This window comes from Bradyrhizobium sp. 170 (assembly GCF_023101085.1).
GTDB lineage: Bacteria > Pseudomonadota > Alphaproteobacteria > Rhizobiales > Xanthobacteraceae > Bradyrhizobium.
Window position 1 is genome coordinate 2,440,997 of the sequence record NZ_CP064703.1, and the last position, 15,499, is coordinate 2,456,495.

Annotated in this window: 17 protein-coding genes; 11 read left to right on the plus strand and 6 right to left on the minus strand. The window is 61.7% G+C overall.

The genetic code is table 11. The annotated features are described in order from the left end of the window. Nucleotides 1–187 precede the first annotated feature (187 nt). Nucleotides 188–760, plus strand: a complete 573-nt coding sequence (locus tag IVB05_RS11370) for a DinB family protein (RefSeq protein WP_247784257.1) — start codon at nt 188–190, stop codon at nt 758–760. A gap of 62 nt (nt 761–822) precedes the next feature. Next, nucleotides 823–1,377: a hypothetical protein gene (locus IVB05_RS11375; RefSeq protein WP_247784258.1), complete on the plus strand. Its 555-nt coding sequence runs from the start codon at nt 823–825 to the stop codon at nt 1,375–1,377. 65 nt (nt 1,378–1,442) lie between these two features. Here IVB05_RS11375 and IVB05_RS11380 read toward each other — a convergent pair whose 3' ends face one another. Continuing rightward, nucleotides 1,443–1,655 (minus strand): hypothetical protein, encoded by a 213-nt coding sequence (locus tag IVB05_RS11380; protein WP_247784259.1) that lies wholly within the window; start codon nt 1,653–1,655, stop codon nt 1,443–1,445. A gap of 101 nt (nt 1,656–1,756) precedes the next feature. On the opposite strand from IVB05_RS11380, the gene IVB05_RS11385 reads away from it, so the two are divergent. Further along, nucleotides 1,757–2,170 (plus strand): VOC family protein, encoded by a 414-nt coding sequence (locus tag IVB05_RS11385; protein ID WP_247784261.1) that lies wholly within the window; start codon nt 1,757–1,759, stop codon nt 2,168–2,170. Nucleotides 2,171–2,296: 126 nt separating this feature from the next. On the opposite strand, the gene IVB05_RS11390 is transcribed toward IVB05_RS11385, so the two are convergent. From IVB05_RS11390 to IVB05_RS11400, 3 genes are all read right to left on the minus strand, one after another. Continuing rightward, nucleotides 2,297–2,602, minus strand: a complete 306-nt coding sequence (locus tag IVB05_RS11390; protein ID WP_247784263.1) for a hypothetical protein — start codon at nt 2,600–2,602, stop codon at nt 2,297–2,299. A 263-nt stretch (nt 2,603–2,865) separates the two neighbouring features. Then, nucleotides 2,866–3,135, minus strand: a complete 270-nt coding sequence (locus IVB05_RS11395) for a hypothetical protein (protein ID WP_247784265.1) — start codon at nt 3,133–3,135, stop codon at nt 2,866–2,868. A gap of 1,018 nt (nt 3,136–4,153) precedes the next feature. Then, nucleotides 4,154–5,599, minus strand: coding sequence for an XRE family transcriptional regulator (locus tag IVB05_RS11400; protein ID WP_247784267.1), 1,446 nt, complete (start codon nt 5,597–5,599; stop codon nt 4,154–4,156). 221 nt (nt 5,600–5,820) lie between these two features. On the opposite strand from IVB05_RS11400, the gene IVB05_RS11405 reads away from it, so the two are divergent. The 4 genes from IVB05_RS11405 to IVB05_RS11420 all read left to right on the plus strand — a co-directional run bounded on the left by IVB05_RS11405 (nt 5,821) and on the right by IVB05_RS11420 (nt 9,247). Beyond that, nucleotides 5,821–7,458, plus strand: a complete 1,638-nt coding sequence (locus IVB05_RS11405) for an isocitrate lyase (protein ID WP_247784268.1) — start codon at nt 5,821–5,823, stop codon at nt 7,456–7,458. 25 nt (nt 7,459–7,483) lie between these two features. Continuing rightward, a complete protein-coding gene (locus IVB05_RS11410) occupies nt 7,484–7,693 on the plus strand; it encodes a hypothetical protein (protein WP_018323282.1) in 210 nt (69 codons plus the stop codon). A 265-nt stretch (nt 7,694–7,958) separates the two neighbouring features. Further along, nucleotides 7,959–8,513 (plus strand): hypothetical protein, encoded by a 555-nt coding sequence (locus IVB05_RS11415; RefSeq protein WP_247784269.1) that lies wholly within the window; start codon nt 7,959–7,961, stop codon nt 8,511–8,513. A gap of 26 nt (nt 8,514–8,539) precedes the next feature. Further along, nucleotides 8,540–9,247: a hypothetical protein gene (locus tag IVB05_RS11420; RefSeq protein ID WP_247784270.1), complete on the plus strand. Its 708-nt coding sequence runs from the start codon at nt 8,540–8,542 to the stop codon at nt 9,245–9,247. Between the two features lie 23 nt (nt 9,248–9,270). Here IVB05_RS11420 and IVB05_RS11425 read toward each other — a convergent pair whose 3' ends face one another. Then, nucleotides 9,271–10,161, minus strand: a complete 891-nt coding sequence (locus IVB05_RS11425) for a metallophosphoesterase (protein WP_247784271.1) — start codon at nt 10,159–10,161, stop codon at nt 9,271–9,273. A gap of 95 nt (nt 10,162–10,256) precedes the next feature. Between IVB05_RS11425 and IVB05_RS11430 the strand changes: the two genes are divergently transcribed. The 4 genes from IVB05_RS11430 (at nt 10,257) to IVB05_RS11445 (ending at nt 13,621) form a co-directional block, all read left to right on the plus strand. Next, nucleotides 10,257–10,745 carry an NUDIX domain-containing protein gene (locus IVB05_RS11430; protein WP_247784272.1) on the plus strand — a complete coding sequence of 163 codons (489 nt, stop codon included), beginning with the start codon at nt 10,257–10,259 and terminating at the stop codon, nt 10,743–10,745. Between the two features lie 171 nt (nt 10,746–10,916). Beyond that, nucleotides 10,917–12,059: a hypothetical protein gene (locus IVB05_RS11435; RefSeq protein ID WP_247784273.1), complete on the plus strand. Its 1,143-nt coding sequence runs from the start codon at nt 10,917–10,919 to the stop codon at nt 12,057–12,059. Nucleotides 12,060–12,105: 46 nt separating this feature from the next. Next, nucleotides 12,106–13,041: a glycosyltransferase family 2 protein gene (locus IVB05_RS11440; protein ID WP_247784274.1), complete on the plus strand. Its 936-nt coding sequence runs from the start codon at nt 12,106–12,108 to the stop codon at nt 13,039–13,041. Between the two features lie 67 nt (nt 13,042–13,108). Continuing rightward, nucleotides 13,109–13,621 (plus strand): N-acetyltransferase, encoded by a 513-nt coding sequence (locus IVB05_RS11445; RefSeq protein WP_247784276.1) that lies wholly within the window; start codon nt 13,109–13,111, stop codon nt 13,619–13,621. Between the two features lie 43 nt (nt 13,622–13,664). On the opposite strand, the gene IVB05_RS11450 is transcribed toward IVB05_RS11445, so the two are convergent. Beyond that, nucleotides 13,665–15,455, minus strand: coding sequence for a cation:proton antiporter (locus tag IVB05_RS11450; RefSeq protein ID WP_247784277.1), 1,791 nt, complete (start codon nt 15,453–15,455; stop codon nt 13,665–13,667). Nucleotides 15,456–15,499: the final 44 nt, after the last annotated feature.

Here is a 15,499-nt window from a genome sequence, read left to right on the forward strand (position 1 = left end):
AATGTGGATTGCTTCGTCGCTAGCGCTCCCTTGCGCAAACGCTTCGCGTTTGTCGCAGGCAATGACGATGGAGTCCCGCTCGACGTGGATCAAGCGGTAGCCCGGATGAGCGAAGCGATATCCGGGACCTTTGTTATCGTTCCCCGCATATCGCTGCGCTCATGCGGACTACCGGCTGACAACGCCAATGACTGACGTCCTTCCCTATCGTACCATGGCTTACAACAACGCTTGGGCAAACCACCGGCTGCTCACCGCCTGTCTCGGGCTGACGCCGGAAGAATTCACCGCAAAACGAACCGGCTTCTTTCCAGGCCTGCGCGCCACGCTCAATCACGTCCTGATCATCGACCACTTTTACGTCGACGCGATGGAAGGCGGCACGCTTGGACCCGCCGCCTGGGCGGATCAGGAACCTTGCGCGACGGTCGCCGCGCTGAAGGAAGCCCAGGCCGCCGTTGATCGGCGTTTGCTCAAGGTCGTCGAAGCGCTCGATGCCGCCGGATTGCAGCGCATCGTCTCGGTGCATCGCGGCACATCCATCCAGCGCGAGCGGATGGACCGCTTGCTCCTGCATCTGTTCCAGCATCAGGTGCATCATCGCGGTCAGGCTCACGCGATGCTCAGTGGCACGTCGGTAAGTCCGCCGCAGCTCGACGAGTTTTTCTCAGTGGGGGAGGCGCCGTTACGGGCCTCGGAGTTCGCGGAGCTTGGATGGACGGAGGAGCAGGTCTGGAGCGGCGCGGACGATGGGATTTGAACAAGCGTGGCCCGGATGAGCGAAGCGTCTAGGAATCTCTGTTCCTGCATATCGCGGCGATCATGCTGGACTATTTGCACTTTGGTGTCTGTGCCGATGGAGGTCGGTTGAGAATAAGCGATCGAAGTGAAAGACGCGAAGAGATAAAACTGATCCTGGAATATTTGAAAATATTGTTTTCGGTTGTTGGTCTCGTCACCGTTTATTTCGCACTTCTTCAATGGAACGCAGCGACTAAATCGGCCAACATTGCTGTTTATCAACGAATGACAGGGGAGTGGCGGGAGCATCTCAAGATCTTGATTGAGAAGCCTGGGATCCGACCGTACTTTGAATCGTCTAAAGAGTTGCTTCCGGACGACGAAAATAGAGAACTAGTTCTTGCATTTGCCGATATCCGATTGGATGTCGCAGATGGCCTGCTTAGTTACGCCAGATTTCAAAAACTTGAAGGTATCGATGGATGGGAGAACACGGTCGCGAATGCATTCCGAACAAGTCCTGTATTGTGTCGGCGCTTGGACGAAGCTCGCAGTAGCTTTGCCAACGCTTTAATAATTCCGATCGCGCAAGCCGTGTGCAGGAGTTCGTTGGAACGAAAGAGCTCAACCAAGTAGGACTTACGCCTACGTTCCTTGAGCCGCGGCGGACAAGCCGCGCGTGCGGCCACCCTTTGCCGTCTTCACCTGAAGATCAGCCAACCCAGCGGGTTCAGGACGCAGAGCGTTAGGGTGACGCCAAGCATAAGTCGCCCAAACTTCTCCAGCGACGATATCTGTGAGGGATCGCGATCCGGCTGGCGATCCAGCCAGCGACGGAAGATGGCTAGCGGCCAACCGAAGAGCCAACCAAAGATCAGGCCGAAGAGACGTAAAACACCTTCAGGCAAATCCACGGCGCATCACTCTGTTCTCAAACGATGGGGCAGCCTATTTTGTGTACGATTAACGCTGTGATAAGCGCGTCAATGAAGGCGGGCCAAGTGGAGATGCAGCCGTGAACGATCAAAATCCTCCTTCCGCTTCACCCTTCCAGTCCATCCGCGCCATCGACTACACCGTCATCCTCGTGCGCGATATGGCAGCGATGCGCCGCTTCTATGAAGAGATCCTCCGCTTTCCGCTGACGCGCGAGCTGTCGGCGGGATGGATCGAATATCAGATCGGCGGCAACACGCTCGCGCTGTCGCGGCCGGGCCGCACCGCGAAGGATGCGCCGACGCCCACGGGTAGCGCTTCGCTGCAGCTTGCTTTCAAGGTCGCGGTTGATGACGTCGATCGCTGCGCTGACGAGCTGGTGCGGCACGGTGTCGATCTGCTCGAACCGCCGACGAACCAGTCCTTCGGCCATCGCACGCTGTTCTTCAGGGATCCCGATGGAAACCTGCTGGAAGTGTATGCGGAGATTTGATGAAGACGTAGCCCGGATGGAGCGCAGCGCAATCCGGGGCAGGTCGCTCCGCAGAGATAGTCCCCCCGGATTTCGCTTCGCTCCTTCCGGGCTACTCTGGGCGCTACGCCGCCGCGTCGCCGCGCCCTAATTCAGCGTCAGCCACACCAGGTTGCCGCCGTGCTGGCAGGTATTGCAGTGTGCCGGCTGGTTGAAGGTGTCGGCAAGCTGCCATTCCTGCGCTTCGTTGCTCCATTGCGCCGTGGCGTGGCAGATAATGTCGTCGGAACCGCAGGCGGCGCAGACCGGCGTGGAGCGGGCGGCCCGATTCACGATCTTCCGCTCGACCGGCTGCGGCCGGTCTTGGGTAACCCGGTCCTGGGTAATCCGGTCTTGACTGACCCGGTCCTGGACGATTTCGAACGGGTTCATCAGCTTGACGCGTCGCAACATCGGCCCTGCATCCATCCGCGAGTTCTGGGAATCGCTTACTTTCAAACTAGCGAATCGGCTTGGCCGTTCCATCGCAAAATTGCGGAATACCCACGTTTTAAATGTGATCGTCACCAGCGGGACACAGAAGCGGTTTTTGGTGAGAGAAGGCGGGCCATTGCATCGCACTGCGCCAATGACGCGAGAGACCTTGAAAGATCGAACCTGTGGACACGCGCACGCAGAACAGCCCGGCATCGATGCCGGGCTGTTCTGTCAGATAACTAATACTTCTTTTTGGTCGCGGCCGATCCGGTCGTCGTCGGCTCCGACGCCGCCGGCGCGGTCGAAGCTTTGCTCTTCTGCATCTTGCCCGGTGCCGCCGCCGTCTTGCTCTTCTTCATCTTGCCCGGTGCCACCGCCGTCTTGCTCTTCTGCATCGTTTGTCCCGCCGAGTACTCAGACGAACCCGGAGATTTCATTTTTTCGCTCTGCGCAAACGCCGTGGTCGCGACCAGCAGGGCGGCGGTTGCGGCTATCAATGTTTTCAGCATTGGTCTCCTCCTATCATAGGCAACCAAGCAAACGTGTCGTTCACGGCGAAGTTCCGCTTTTCCCCGATTACGTTTTCGGTTGTCATGCAGATGAACAGGCCTTCATCTTCCGCGTCGAAATTTTCGCGTTCGCACTTCCGCCGGACCTCATCCTGAGGGTTTATGGTCCCACGGGCTTTGCGCGTAGAGGAAAAGTTCTTCAATCTTTTCAAGCTGATTTGCCCCGTCCAGTCCTGCGCGAAAAAAGAATCCTGTTCTCGCGCAACCCAAATCAGTCCTAGAACTCCCGCCATCCCGGCCCGCAAGAGGGGCGTATCGCGATCGTCACGGACGTTGGGTCGGGGATGCGGTGGACGCGAAAGCGCCGGCGCGTGATGCGGATCGCAGGGCGGTTTCCCGTGAGCGATCTCTAGCGTGTCAGACGAACGGCGCATTTGCGTACGGCAAAACCGTGTGGTCCTGGCACCCGTGGCTGGTGTCAAGCCGGCGGAGGTTTGCAAAGCTCAACCGGGCGATGCGAGCCGCCAATTCGCCGGCGACGGAGGCAAGACGAATTCGTCTCCGGGGAGAGCTCGGCATAAGCCGTCAAACCATTGCGCAGGGAAGGCCGGATGCCCCGGCTGATACCTGTATGCTCGTGTGCGTTTTCTCTGCGCCTATTGCACACGAGACCGCGGGTGCCAGCCAGCACCCGGCCTTCCCTGCGCCCTCTGATTTTGTGGGGGCTGAGAATTCAGCAGAACTCGGGCGCATTGTGTCGCGAGATCGAGAACTCATGTCTATCCGCGTCATTGCGAGCGAAACGAAGCAATCCATCGCGCCGCATAAAGGAAGAATGGATTGCTTCGTCGCTTCGCTCCTCGCAATGACGGCTATTAACTACCGTCGTCCCTGCGAACGCAGCACCGTAGGGTGGGCAAAGGCGCGCTTGCGCCGTGCCCACCATCTATCCAGTGGCACAGATGGTGGGCACGCTACGCTTTGCCCACCCTACATTCCCGCAATGACGACTAAGCCCTCACAACTCCCGCGCATTCGAAAACGCGAACGAACTCACCCGTCGCGTGTTCTCATCCAAAATCAGCGTGCGCGTGATCGGCGGCTCGGCGCGCTGGGCGCAGTTCTCGCGCTCGCAGAGCCGGCAGTTGACGCCGATCGGCGTGCCCTCGGCTTTTTCCAGGTCCATGCCGGCGGCATAAACCAGCTTCGATGCATGTCGGATTTCGCAACCAAGGCCGATCGCAAAGCGCGGCTGCGGTTGCGGGTGCGGGGCGATCGGCCGGCGCACCATCTGCGCGATCGAGAAATAGCGCGTGCCGTCGGGCAGTTCGATCACCTGCTTGAGCAGGCGGTCCGGCGTGTCGAAGGTCGAGTGCACGTTCCACAGCGGGCAGGTGCCGCCGAACTTCGAGAACGGAAACGTACCGGAGGAGAATCTTTTGGAGACGTTGCCGGCATTGTCGACGCGCAACAGGAAGAACGGCACGCCGCGCGCGTTCGGCCGCTGCAGCGTGGTGAGGCGATGGCAGACCTGCTCGAAGCCGGCATTGAATCGCTGCGCCAGCACATGCACGTCGTAGTTCAGCGCCTCGGCCGCGCTATGGAACGGCTGATAGGGCATCATCACGGCGGCGGCGAAATAATTCGCCAGCGTAATCCGATAAAGCCGCCGCGGCGTATCGTCGAGGGGACCGGCGCGGTTGACGATGGCGTCGATGCTGGCGCCGCATTCGGCGAGCCCAATCTGCAGCGCAAGCTGGAAGGCGCGGCCGGAGCCGTCGACCAGTTCGGAAATCAAAAGCTGCCGGCGATGGCGGTCGAACCGCCGCAGCGTCTCGCGCATCACGTCAACAGGCATGATGCGGGTGACGATCGAATGCTTTTCGCGCAGCCGCGCCGAAAGTGCTGCGAACAATTCCTCGGCGGAGACGTTCAGTTCGTCGCGCAGGTTTTCCGCGGCCTGTTCCAGTTCCGGAAAATAGTTGCGGTTGGCCTCGATCAGGTCGCGCACGCGCTCGATCGGGTTGGCCTCGAAGCGGGAGCCTTCGTCGCGGTCGGCCATTTGCGCCGCGACCAGCGTTTCGCCGCGGCGGGCCTCGGTATAGGCGGCGTAGAGGCGCTGCAGGGAGTGGGTGACGCCCGGGCACAGTTCGGCGAGGTCGCGCAGTTCCTGCTTCGGCAGGTCGATCTGACGGAACAGGGGGTCAGAGAAGATTTCGTTCAGCTCGGCGAAAAAACGATCCTCGTCGGCGGTGGCGAGGTCGCGCAAATCGAGGTCATAGGTCTCAGCCAGCCGCAGCAGGATCTGCGCCGTCACCGGACGCTGGTTCCGCTCTATCAGGTTGATATAGCTCGGCGAAATCCCGAGTCCCTCGGCGATCTGGGTCTGCGACAGCCCAAGTTGCTGGCGGATCCGCCGGAAGCGGGGCCCGACGAAAAGCTTCTTTCCGGAATCGGTGGCCATGGCAGGTTCCTTGACCTGATTGTGACAAAAATTACAAAATGACATCTATGACAAGTTCATATGTTACATGACATCACCATTCAAAATCAAGGTATCTATACGAATTGGGAAGTTTAGCGTTTAGCTCTCGGAACGTTTCGCAATGCACTGTCAAGAATGTCGATTAGGGAAGTGGCGAAGACAAGCGCTGCAGATCTGTCGTCACCGAAAGGATTACGCACATGAACTACCAGCCACGCGGCATCAGCGACCCGGCTATCCAGGGACCGGCTTCCTATCTGAGCGAGATTGGAGCTGCTGAAGCGCTCCTCAAGAACCAGCCGACCTGGAACGGCGTCACCGCCGAAGCCGTGGCGCGGATGCGTCTGCAGAACCGCTTCAAGACCGGCCTGGACATCGCTCGGTACACGGCAGCGCTGATGCGCAGCGATATGGCTGCCTATGACGCCGATCCCACCAAGTACACCCAGTCGCTCGGTTGCTGGCATGGCTTCATCGCGCAGCAGAAGCTGATTTCGGTCAAGAAGCATTTCGGTACGACCGATCGCCGCTATCTGTATCTCTCCGGCTGGATGATCGCAGCACTGCGCTCCGAGTTCGGACCGCTTCCCGATCAGTCGATGCACGAGAAGACCTCGGTGCCGGCGCTGATCGAAGAGCTCTACACCTTCCTCCGTCAGGCGGACTCCCGTGAGCTCAACGATATCTTCCGCGCCCTCGACGCCGCTCGCAAGGCAGGCGACCAGGCGAAGGAAAAGGCATTGATCGAAAAGGTCGACAACTTCCGGACGCATGTCGTGCCCGTCATCGCCGACATCGACGCTGGTTTCGGTAATGCGGAGGCGACCTATCTGCTCGCAAAGAAGATGATTGAAGCAGGTGCGTGCGCTCTGCAGATCGAAAATCAGGTCTCCGACGAAAAGCAGTGCGGTCACCAGGACGGCAAGGTGACTGTGCCGCACGAGGTGTTCCTGGCGAAGATCCGGGCCTGCCGCCATGCCTTCCTCGAACTGGGCGTCGAAGACGGCATCATCGTGACCCGCACCGACTCGCTGGGGGCCGGTCTCACGCAGCAAATCGCTGTGAGCCACAAGCCCGGCGACCTCGGCGATCAGTACAACAGCTTCCTGGATTGCGAGGAAGTGACAGCCGCCAACGCCAGGAATGGCGATGTCATCATCAACCGCAACGGCAAGATGATGCGTCCGAAGCGGCTTGCCAGCAACCTCTACCAGTTCCGTGCCGGCACGGGCGAAGATCGCTGCGTGCTCGACTCCATCACATCGCTGCAGAACGGTGCCGACCTGCTGTGGATCGAGACCGAGAAGCCGCATATTGAGCAGATCGCCAAGATGGTTGACCGCATTCGCGAGGTCATTCCGAACGCGAAGCTGGCCTACAATAATTCGCCCTCGTTCAACTGGACGCTCAACTTCCGTTGGCAGGTCTATGACGCGATGAAGGAAGCCGGCAAGGATGTCAGCAAGTACAATCGGGCCGAACTGATGAAGCCGGAATACGACGATACGCCGCTGGCCATTGAAGCCGACGAGCGCATCCGCACCTTCCAGGCCGATTCAGCCAAGCGTGCCGGCATCTTCCACCATCTGATCACGTTGCCGACCTATCACACGGCAGCTCTGTCGACTGATAATCTCGCAAGAGAGTATTTCGGCGAGCAGGGCATGCTGGGCTATGTGAAGAATGTTCAGCGCCAGGAAATCCGTCAGGGTATCGCCTGCGCCAAGCATCAGAACATGGCCGGCTCCGATATCGGCGACGATCACAAGGAATATTTCGCCGGTGATGCCGCTCTGAAGGCGGGCGGCGCCCACAACACGATGAACCAGTTCGGCTAACGGGCCGGGCAACAGGAGACTGACAATGACCAAAGGCAGCAATTTCTGGGTGATTGGCGGCGAGTTCGGATCGATGAACTTCCACAAGCTCGTGGAAGGCTCGGCCCAGGTTCAGGGACCCTTCAAGACCCGCAAAGAGGCCGAGGATGCCTGGCGCACGGTCTCTGAAGAGAACCGCCACAAGGCGGGGGTGCGCTTTTCGATCGTCGAAGAGCCCTCCCGCGTCTCGGCCTGATAAAACTTAAGGAAACGGCCCAAGGACAGGCGGCCCCATCCGGATCTCCGGGTGGGGCCGTTTGCGTTTGGGATTCTCCCTCTCCCCGTCCTTCACGGGGTCGAGACGAGCGAAGCTCGCTCCTAGAGGGCCGGGGTGAGGGGCTCTCGCCGCAGACTCAGAACCCAGTGGATCGCTAACCCATTGCAAACAAACAGCCATTGCGCGCAACATAGTTACTGATAGGTTAACCGGGCCCACCCTCCCAGGATAAAGGCGGCTTACGATGTCAAACGCGCAAAACACCGGCAACGAGGCCCGCGACATGCGACCGACGCGGTTGCGCGACGCGCTCCGCCAGGCCCGCATCGAGGCCGCCGACCGCACCGGCGTCGTGGTCGAACTGCGCGATGCCGAGGTCGCCCGGCTCGAGATCCTGAACGAGGCGCTCGATCCGCTGTTCGCCGAGGTGCCCGGGCAGATCGACCTGTTCGATCGCGGCGTCAGCCAGGGCGAGACGCCGCGGCTGTGGATCGATGTGGTGGCGCATGTGGTGATGGGGCGCGACAAGCGCATCTACCGCTTCGTGCAGGATACGCGCTTCGGCCGCATCGTGATCGCCGAGTCGCATGACGTGCCTGTCATCGTCGATGCCGTCACCGGCTATGTCGCGCGCCGCATGATCGAGCGCGAACATGCGATGATGGTAACGAAGGCGGCCGAGCCGGCCGTGGAGAAAAAGCCGCGCCGCCGCGGCTTCGGCATGTTCGTGCTCGGCTTCCTGCTGGGCGCGGTGGCGCTGTTCGGATTGGCGCTGTATGCGAGCTTGAAGAATATCTGACGGCGGCTCGGGCATTCGGGGGCATCGTGGCAGCCGCTTCAACCATACCGTTGTTCGCCCTGCTTGTCGGCGCACTGTTCGGAACTTCCTGGCTGTACGGCAAGTGGCGCACGCTGCGCCGCGCCGAATTCATCCGTACCTTTCGCTGGCCGCGCGGCCTGCTCGAGCGGCTGGAGAAGCATCACCCCGGCTTTGAGCGCAAGGACAGCGCGCTGGTCTCGCGAGGCTTGCGGCAATTTTTCCTCGCCTATCTGATGAGCGGCAGGCGCCACGTCTCGATGCCCTCGCAAGTCGCCGACGACCTCTGGCACGAATTCATCCTGTACACGCGCGACTACGACGCGTTCTGCCGCCGCGCCTTCGGTGGTTTCCTCCACCATACCCCCGCCGTCGTCCTCAGCGAGCATCGCAAGAGCAACGAAGGCCTGCGCCGCGTCTGGTGGTATTGCTGCAAATACGAGAACATCGATCCCGTCAACCCGACGCGGCTGCCGCTGTTGTTTGCGCTCGACAGCAAGCTCAACATTGGAAACGGGTTCGTCTATCATCCCGACTGCGAAGAGCTGCGCAAGAACGGCAGCGGCGCCGCGCATTGCGGCGGCGATTTCGCAGATACGTCGTTCGACGGCAGTTCGGACGGGTTTGGCGATACCGGCAGCGAAGCAGGCGGTGATAGTGGCGGCGACGGCGGTGGTGGTGGCGACGGGGGCGGCGGCTGCGGCGGCGGGGATTGAGGACTTCGCGGCGTTGCGGGCCGCTAAAGCAGCGTCGCCTGCTTGATCTGCTTGACGCGGAAGTCGGCGTCGATGGCGCGCACGGTCTGCACACAGCGCCATTTTTCGCCGTCGCGCGCGATCGAAAACAGATTATACGCCGCGGCCGGATAATGCCGGTGCGCCAGCGCCGACGCCGACGGCACGCCGACCGCGGGGATCTGGCGGTCGGCGCCTTCGAGCCACATCGTCGAATGGATGTGGTCGTGGCCGTGCAGGACGAGTTCGACGCCGCGCCGCTTCAGCACGGCGCGGAGCGCCTTCGAATCGGTGAGCCGCTTCATTCGCGAACTCGACTGCAGGGGATGATGAACCAGCAGCACCCGGAATGCCTCATCGGCGGACATCTGCGCCAGATGGCGATCGAGCGCATCGAGCTGCGCGCGGCCGAGCCGGCCGGTTGCCATCAATGGTAGCGTCGGCACCGCCGAGGACACCCCGATCAGCGCCAGCGGGCCGCGTCGCCGCACGAATGGAAACCGCGTCTCGTCCGCCTCGGCATCGCCGCGCACATATTTGTCGAACGTGCCGGCGAAATGATGCCGCGTCGCCCACACATAGGCGTCGTGATTGCCGGGCACGATGGTGACATGCTCCGGCGTGCCGACGCTTTCGAGCCAGGCCTGGGCCGGGGTGAATTCGGCCTCCAGCGCCAGGTTGACGAGATCGCCGGTCACCGCGATGTGGTCCGGCCGCTGCGCCTGCATGTCGGCGACCAGCGCGTCCAGCACCTCGCGGCGGTGATATTTGTGGCGGTTGCGGGTCCAGTTGAGATAGCCCAGCGCACGCTTGCCCGCGAGATCGCGAAGCCGCGCCGCGGGTAGCGGCGGCAGATGCGGATCGGACAGATGCGCCAGCGTGAAAGTATCGCTCATTGGCGCTCTGCCGTATTCCCTGTGATATAGAGCCGTCGCACGATCATGTCGGCGATATAAGGATCAAACGTGATAGCTGTCCATCCGAGGTTTGCGTGACGGCGCTGCAGCACTTGCGAAAACGTTTCGAACCGCAATTGCGGCGGGCCTTCCACCTGTATTGGCGGATGGCCCGCGGCATGACGCTCGGGGTCCGCGGCGTCGTGCTCGATGGCGACGACAAGGTGTTCCTGGTCAGGCACAGCTATGTCGCCGGCTGGCACCTGCCGGGCGGCGGGGTCGAGGTCGGCGAAACCTTTCTCGAAGCCTTGCGGCGGGAGCTGGTGGAGGAGGGACGGATCGAACTGACCGGGGAGCCGGTCCTGCACGGCCTGTTCTTCAACGGCCACGTCTCCCGCCGCGACCACGTCGCGGTTTATGTCGTGAGGCAGTTCCGGCAGGACCGCCTGCCGAAGCCCAACCACGAGATCGTGGAGTGCGGGTTTTATGCGGCAGGCGAGTTGCCGGCGGAGACCACCAGGGGCACGCGGCTCCGGATCGCCGAAGTGCTCGACGGTACGGCGCCGATTGCGACCTGGCGCTGACGCGTGGTGCGATTGCTTCGCGCCTTTGCAGCGCATAGAGCGTTTTCCAGCGAAGTGGCGACCGGTTCGCGTCAAGAAAACGCTTCAAATAAAAAACCTAGAGCCCCGTTCCGATTCCATCGGAACGGAAAAGGCTCTAGAAGCGGACAAACAGGGTTCGACATGGGCAGGATGAAAATTTTCAGGCTCCTCTGCGGCTTCGGCCTGCTCGCGCTGTTGGCGAGCAATATCTGGACGATGTCGCGCTGGAGCGAAAGCCGCGGCGTCTATGACGACGTCTGCTATCTGCGACAGGCGCATCTGTTCCAGAAATACGGCTTCAGTGGCATCGATACCAACATCGTTTTCGACGACGATGACTATCTCAAGAACAAGCTGAAGGCGATCGGCTATGCGGAATGGAACGACGTGAAGCGCGTTCCCTGCCACACCTGGATTCCGGCGGCCGACAAATATGTCATGCAATACCCGCCGGGCACCGGATTCGCGCTGGCGCTGTTTCGCGAGGGGTTTCAGGTGATCCCGCTCTATGTGCTGGCGAACATGACGATCCTTGCCTTTGCGCTGCTTGCGTTGTTTCGTGCACGCGACCCGGCCTCGCTCGCGCTGGCTGCGGTATTCGGCTTCGCGGCGCTCTACCTGATGATCAACCCGAGCAAGGCGAGCTATTCGGTGCCGCCGACCATGATGGTGTGCGCGGTCGCAGGCTTTCTCACCGCGAGATTCCTTGCAAGGCCGCCACGACGCGGGCTCCTTCTGATCGCGCTGGTGGGCCTGCTGATCGGCGTCTCCGTCAACTTCCGACTGCCCAACCTGTTTCTGGCGGCGGGCTATTGCCTGTATCTTGCCGGCGCGTTCCTGCTGGCGCGCAGCAAGGAAGCGTTCCTGCACGGGCTCTGGTTTGGTGTCTCGTTCCTGATCGGGATAGTGCCGACGCTGATTGCCAATGCAATCAATGCGGGGAGTCCGTTCTCGACCACCTATGGAGGCGTCGATGCGCTGCCGCCCGATCTGAACACCGGCGTCCTGTTAAGCTATCTCGTTGACGTTCAGTTCACCTTGCTGGCTATATCGGCGATCTGGACTGCCTGGCTATGGCGTGCCAATCAAGGCCGCGCAAAGCATGTTGCAATTCTGGTCGCCGTAAACCTCGCGGTAAACCTGATTTTCTTCATGACCCATCCGATATTTACGCCATATTATATCATTCCGATCGACATGCTCTCGCTCTGGACTTTGCTGTTCGCAACGCTCGATCTGCGCGGCGAACGGGTCGCAGAAAGTGCGGCCTTCCCTCAAGCGGCCAACGCCTGATTGCGGTATGACGCGCCATGGACGGATTTAATTCGGTGAGCGTGCGATGACGACACCAGCGCTGCGGGTTGCGGTTCTGGTGCCGTGCTTCAATGAGGAAGCCGCGGTCGCTACCGTGGTCTCCGACTTCCGCAAGGCGCTGCCGACGGCTGAGATTTTCGTCTACGACAATAATTCGGGGGATCGCACTGTCGAGGTGGCGCGCGCTGCCGACGCCATCGTGCGCAGCGAGCGCCGTCAGGGCAAGGGGCATGTGGTGCGGCGCATGTTCGCCGATATCGACGCCGACGTCTATGTGCTGGTCGATGGCGACGCGACCTATGACGCGCCGAGCGCCCCGCGCATGATCGATGCGCTGGTCAACGACCACCTCGATATGGTGGTGGGCTTTCGCGTCGACCAGTCGGTCGCCGCCTACCGTCCCGGCCACCGCACCGGCAACTGGATGCTGACGAGCTTCCTTTCCACGGTGTTCGGCCAGGCGTTCAAGGACATCCTTTCCGGCTACCGCGTGTTCTCGCGCCGCTTCGTCAAATCCTTTCCGGTGCTGTCAGACGGTTTCGAGATCGAAACCGAGCTCAGCGTGCACGCGCTCGAACTGGCGCTGCCGGTGGTGGAAATCGAGACGCCTTATTATGCCCGCCCCGAAGGATCGTTCAGCAAGCTTAACACCTGGCGCGACGGTTTCCGGATTCTCGGCACCATCCTGAAGCTGTACCGGTCGGAAAAGCCGCTGCGGTTCTTCACGGTCATCGGCGTCTTCCTGATGCTGGTCTCGATCGGCCTCGCGATCCCCGTGATCATCACCTATCTCGAGGAAGGCCTCGTTCCGCGGCTGCCGACCGCGGTGCTGTCGATGGGCCTGATGATCGTGGCGGTGCTGTCGGTATCTTCGGGGCTGGTGCTGGATACGGTGACGCGCGGCCGTCGAGAGATGAAGCTTTTGGCCTATCTGTCCCAGCCGGCCATCAAAAGGGATTAAGGCAATACGGGGATTGCCGCCTCCGGCAATGGACCGCGCCGCCGCCAGATGCTATCTCGCGCCCATCATGAGCGAACTTGACGTCACCATACTGGCTGAAACACCAAAGGACGCGCAGGCGATCGAACGCCTGCACGAGCGCACGTTCGGTCCCGGCCGTTTCGTGCTGAGCGCCTACCGCCTGCGCGAGCATGTCGATCATCTGCTCGAGCTGTCGTTCACGGCGCGGATCGGCACGTTGCTGGTCGGCTCCGTACGGCAATTGCCGATCTGCATCGGCGACACGCCGGCCCTGATGCTCGGGCCGTTGACGGTCGAGCCGCCGTTCCGAAAGCGCGGCGTCGGCCGTATGCTGCTCGATCGCTCGCTGCAGGACGCCAAGGCCAAGGGCCATCGCCTGGTCATTCTGGTCGGCGACGAACCCTATTACAGCCGCGTCGGCTTCAAGGTGGTGCCGAAGGGACGCGTGATCATGCCGGGTCCCGTCGATTACAGCCGCCTGTTGGTAGCAGAGCTGGTCGATGGCGCCTTCGAAGGCGTCTCCGGCGATATCCGGCCGGACTGGAGCAAGGCGCGGTAGCGTATCGGCCAGGACGGTTGAGCCGCTCGGCGTCGTGCTCGGGTCAAGGAGACGGTTTCCTTACTCCGCTCGTCTCTCCCGAAGACCGGGTCCCGCCCGCCGCTTGCTGCAGTTCGTGCCGGAATTCCTCGCGCTTTTCGTGGATGGAGGCGACGACCAGCCCCATTGCCACGCCGAGGCCGATCAGGGCCGCTTCTGATAACAACAGGCTTGCTTCGATGGTCTCGGGCACGGCGTCGGTGACGCCAATCTGATAAAGATGCCGCGCATGCTCGGCGTCGCGGGCGCGCGACACCACCAGCATGTCTTCCCTGAGCGCGCGGACCTGCCCGACGATTTCGTCGATGCCCTTGGCTTCGCCGATGGTGACGATGACTGCCGCGGCCTCCATGAGGCCGCAACTCTTCAAAAACTCCGGATTGGTCGCGTCACCGTAATACACGGTGCGCCCCAGCCTGCGCTGTTCCGGCACGGCCGCGGCGTCATTGTCGACGGCAAGGTATTGGAACTGGTGCCGATCGAGCATCGCGCAGACGACCTGTCCGACCCGGCCGTGTCCGACGACGATGGCATGACCGGCACCCGCGCTCGGTGCGACGGCAAGTTCGGGATCGAGAGGCTTGTCTTCGCGTACCATCGGCGCAAGCCGCCGCGCGGCATGGGAGAGCGCTGGAATGAGCACCATGGTCAGCGACGTCAGAGCGACCGTGAAACTCGACACCTTGGCATCGACCAGACCGAGCGTTGTCGCCATGCCGATCGCGACGAACGCGAACTCGCCGCCCGGGCCGAGCAGGAGACCCGTTTCGATGGCCGCTTGCCAGGAAAGGCGAAACAGCCGGGCGAGGGCGATGAGGATGATGGATTTCACGGCAACGAGCCCGATGGCGGCCCCAATCAACCAAACGGGATCGCGGGCAAGCTCGCGGAAATCGATGTTCATGCCGACCGTGAAGAAGAACAGGCCCAGCAGGAGTCCCTTGAAAGGATCGATGGCGGTTTCGATCGCCTTGCGGAATTCGGTCTCGGCCAGCAGCAGGCCGGCGACGAAGGCGCCGAGCGCCATCGAGAAGCCGGCCACGGCGGCGGCCACCCCGGTTGCGACGATCACGAACAGCGTGGTGGCCACGAACAGGTCGCTCATGCCCACGGATGCGACCAGACGGAACAGCGGCCGCATCACCACGCGGCCGACGATGACGATCACGCCGAGCGCGATGGCGGCGTTGGTGAGCGCCAGCAGGAGAGTGCCGGCAACAGAACCAGATTCGCCGGCGCCGAGAATGGAGATGAACAGCAGGAGCGGCGCCACCGCCAGGTCCTGTGCCAGCAGGATCGCGAAACTGGCGCGGCCCGCGCTTGTCTTCAGCCGTCCCTGCCGGGAAAGCACGTCGACGACGATGGCGGTCGACGACAGCGCCAGGCAGGCACCGACGATGAGCGGCACCGGCGGCTTGCCGCCGGCAAGGATTACGGCTGCACCGATCGCGGCTGCGGAGAACACGATCTGCAGGCTGCCCAGTCCGAAAACCAGGCGGCGCATCGTCTTCAACCGCTCATAGGACAGCTCCATGCCGATCAGGAACAGCAGGAACACGATGCCGAGGTCTGCGAAACCGGCGACGTTCTTTGCGTCAACCACGGTAAACCAGTACAGGAATGGGAATTCGCCGATAAACGAACCAAGCCCCAGGGGACCGAGGATCGCGCCCGCTCCAAGATAGCCGAGGACGGGATTGAAGCCGAACCGGCGCACCAATGGAATGACGATGCCCGCGGTGCCGAGCAGGACGAGGGCATCGCTGTAGACGGGAATGTTGATCGCCGAGGGCATCTATCCGGGTTCGTCAGCTCGCATCGGGCAAGGCATGTCCTGGA

What these genes read in the sequence shown, in the direction of transcription:
- IVB05_RS11400 (WP_247784267.1), bottom strand. Translation starts at nt 5,599, where the DNA reads ATGGCCACCGATTCCGGAAAGAAGCTTTTCGTCGGGCCCCGCTTCCGG.
- IVB05_RS11395 (WP_247784265.1), bottom strand. Translation starts at nt 3,135, where the DNA reads ATGCTGAAAACATTGATAGCCGCAACCGCCGCCCTGCTGGTCGCGACC.
- IVB05_RS11445 (WP_247784276.1), top strand. Translation starts at nt 13,109, where the DNA reads ATGAGCGAACTTGACGTCACCATACTGGCTGAAACACCAAAGGACGCG.
- IVB05_RS11410 (WP_018323282.1), top strand. Translation starts at nt 7,484, where the DNA reads ATGACCAAAGGCAGCAATTTCTGGGTGATTGGCGGCGAGTTCGGATCG.
- IVB05_RS11450 (WP_247784277.1), bottom strand. Translation starts at nt 15,455, where the DNA reads ATGCCCTCGGCGATCAACATTCCCGTCTACAGCGATGCCCTCGTCCTG.
- IVB05_RS11375 (WP_247784258.1), top strand. Translation starts at nt 823, where the DNA reads ATGCTGGACTATTTGCACTTTGGTGTCTGTGCCGATGGAGGTCGGTTG.
- IVB05_RS11440 (WP_247784274.1), top strand. Translation starts at nt 12,106, where the DNA reads ATGACGACACCAGCGCTGCGGGTTGCGGTTCTGGTGCCGTGCTTCAAT.
- IVB05_RS11370 (WP_247784257.1), top strand. Translation starts at nt 188, where the DNA reads ATGACTGACGTCCTTCCCTATCGTACCATGGCTTACAACAACGCTTGG.
- IVB05_RS11405 (WP_247784268.1), top strand. Translation starts at nt 5,821, where the DNA reads ATGAACTACCAGCCACGCGGCATCAGCGACCCGGCTATCCAGGGACCG.
- IVB05_RS11390 (WP_247784263.1), bottom strand. Translation starts at nt 2,602, where the DNA reads ATGTTGCGACGCGTCAAGCTGATGAACCCGTTCGAAATCGTCCAGGAC.
- IVB05_RS11435 (WP_247784273.1), top strand. Translation starts at nt 10,917, where the DNA reads ATGAAAATTTTCAGGCTCCTCTGCGGCTTCGGCCTGCTCGCGCTGTTG.
- IVB05_RS11415 (WP_247784269.1), top strand. Translation starts at nt 7,959, where the DNA reads ATGTCAAACGCGCAAAACACCGGCAACGAGGCCCGCGACATGCGACCG.
- IVB05_RS11425 (WP_247784271.1), bottom strand. Translation starts at nt 10,161, where the DNA reads ATGAGCGATACTTTCACGCTGGCGCATCTGTCCGATCCGCATCTGCCG.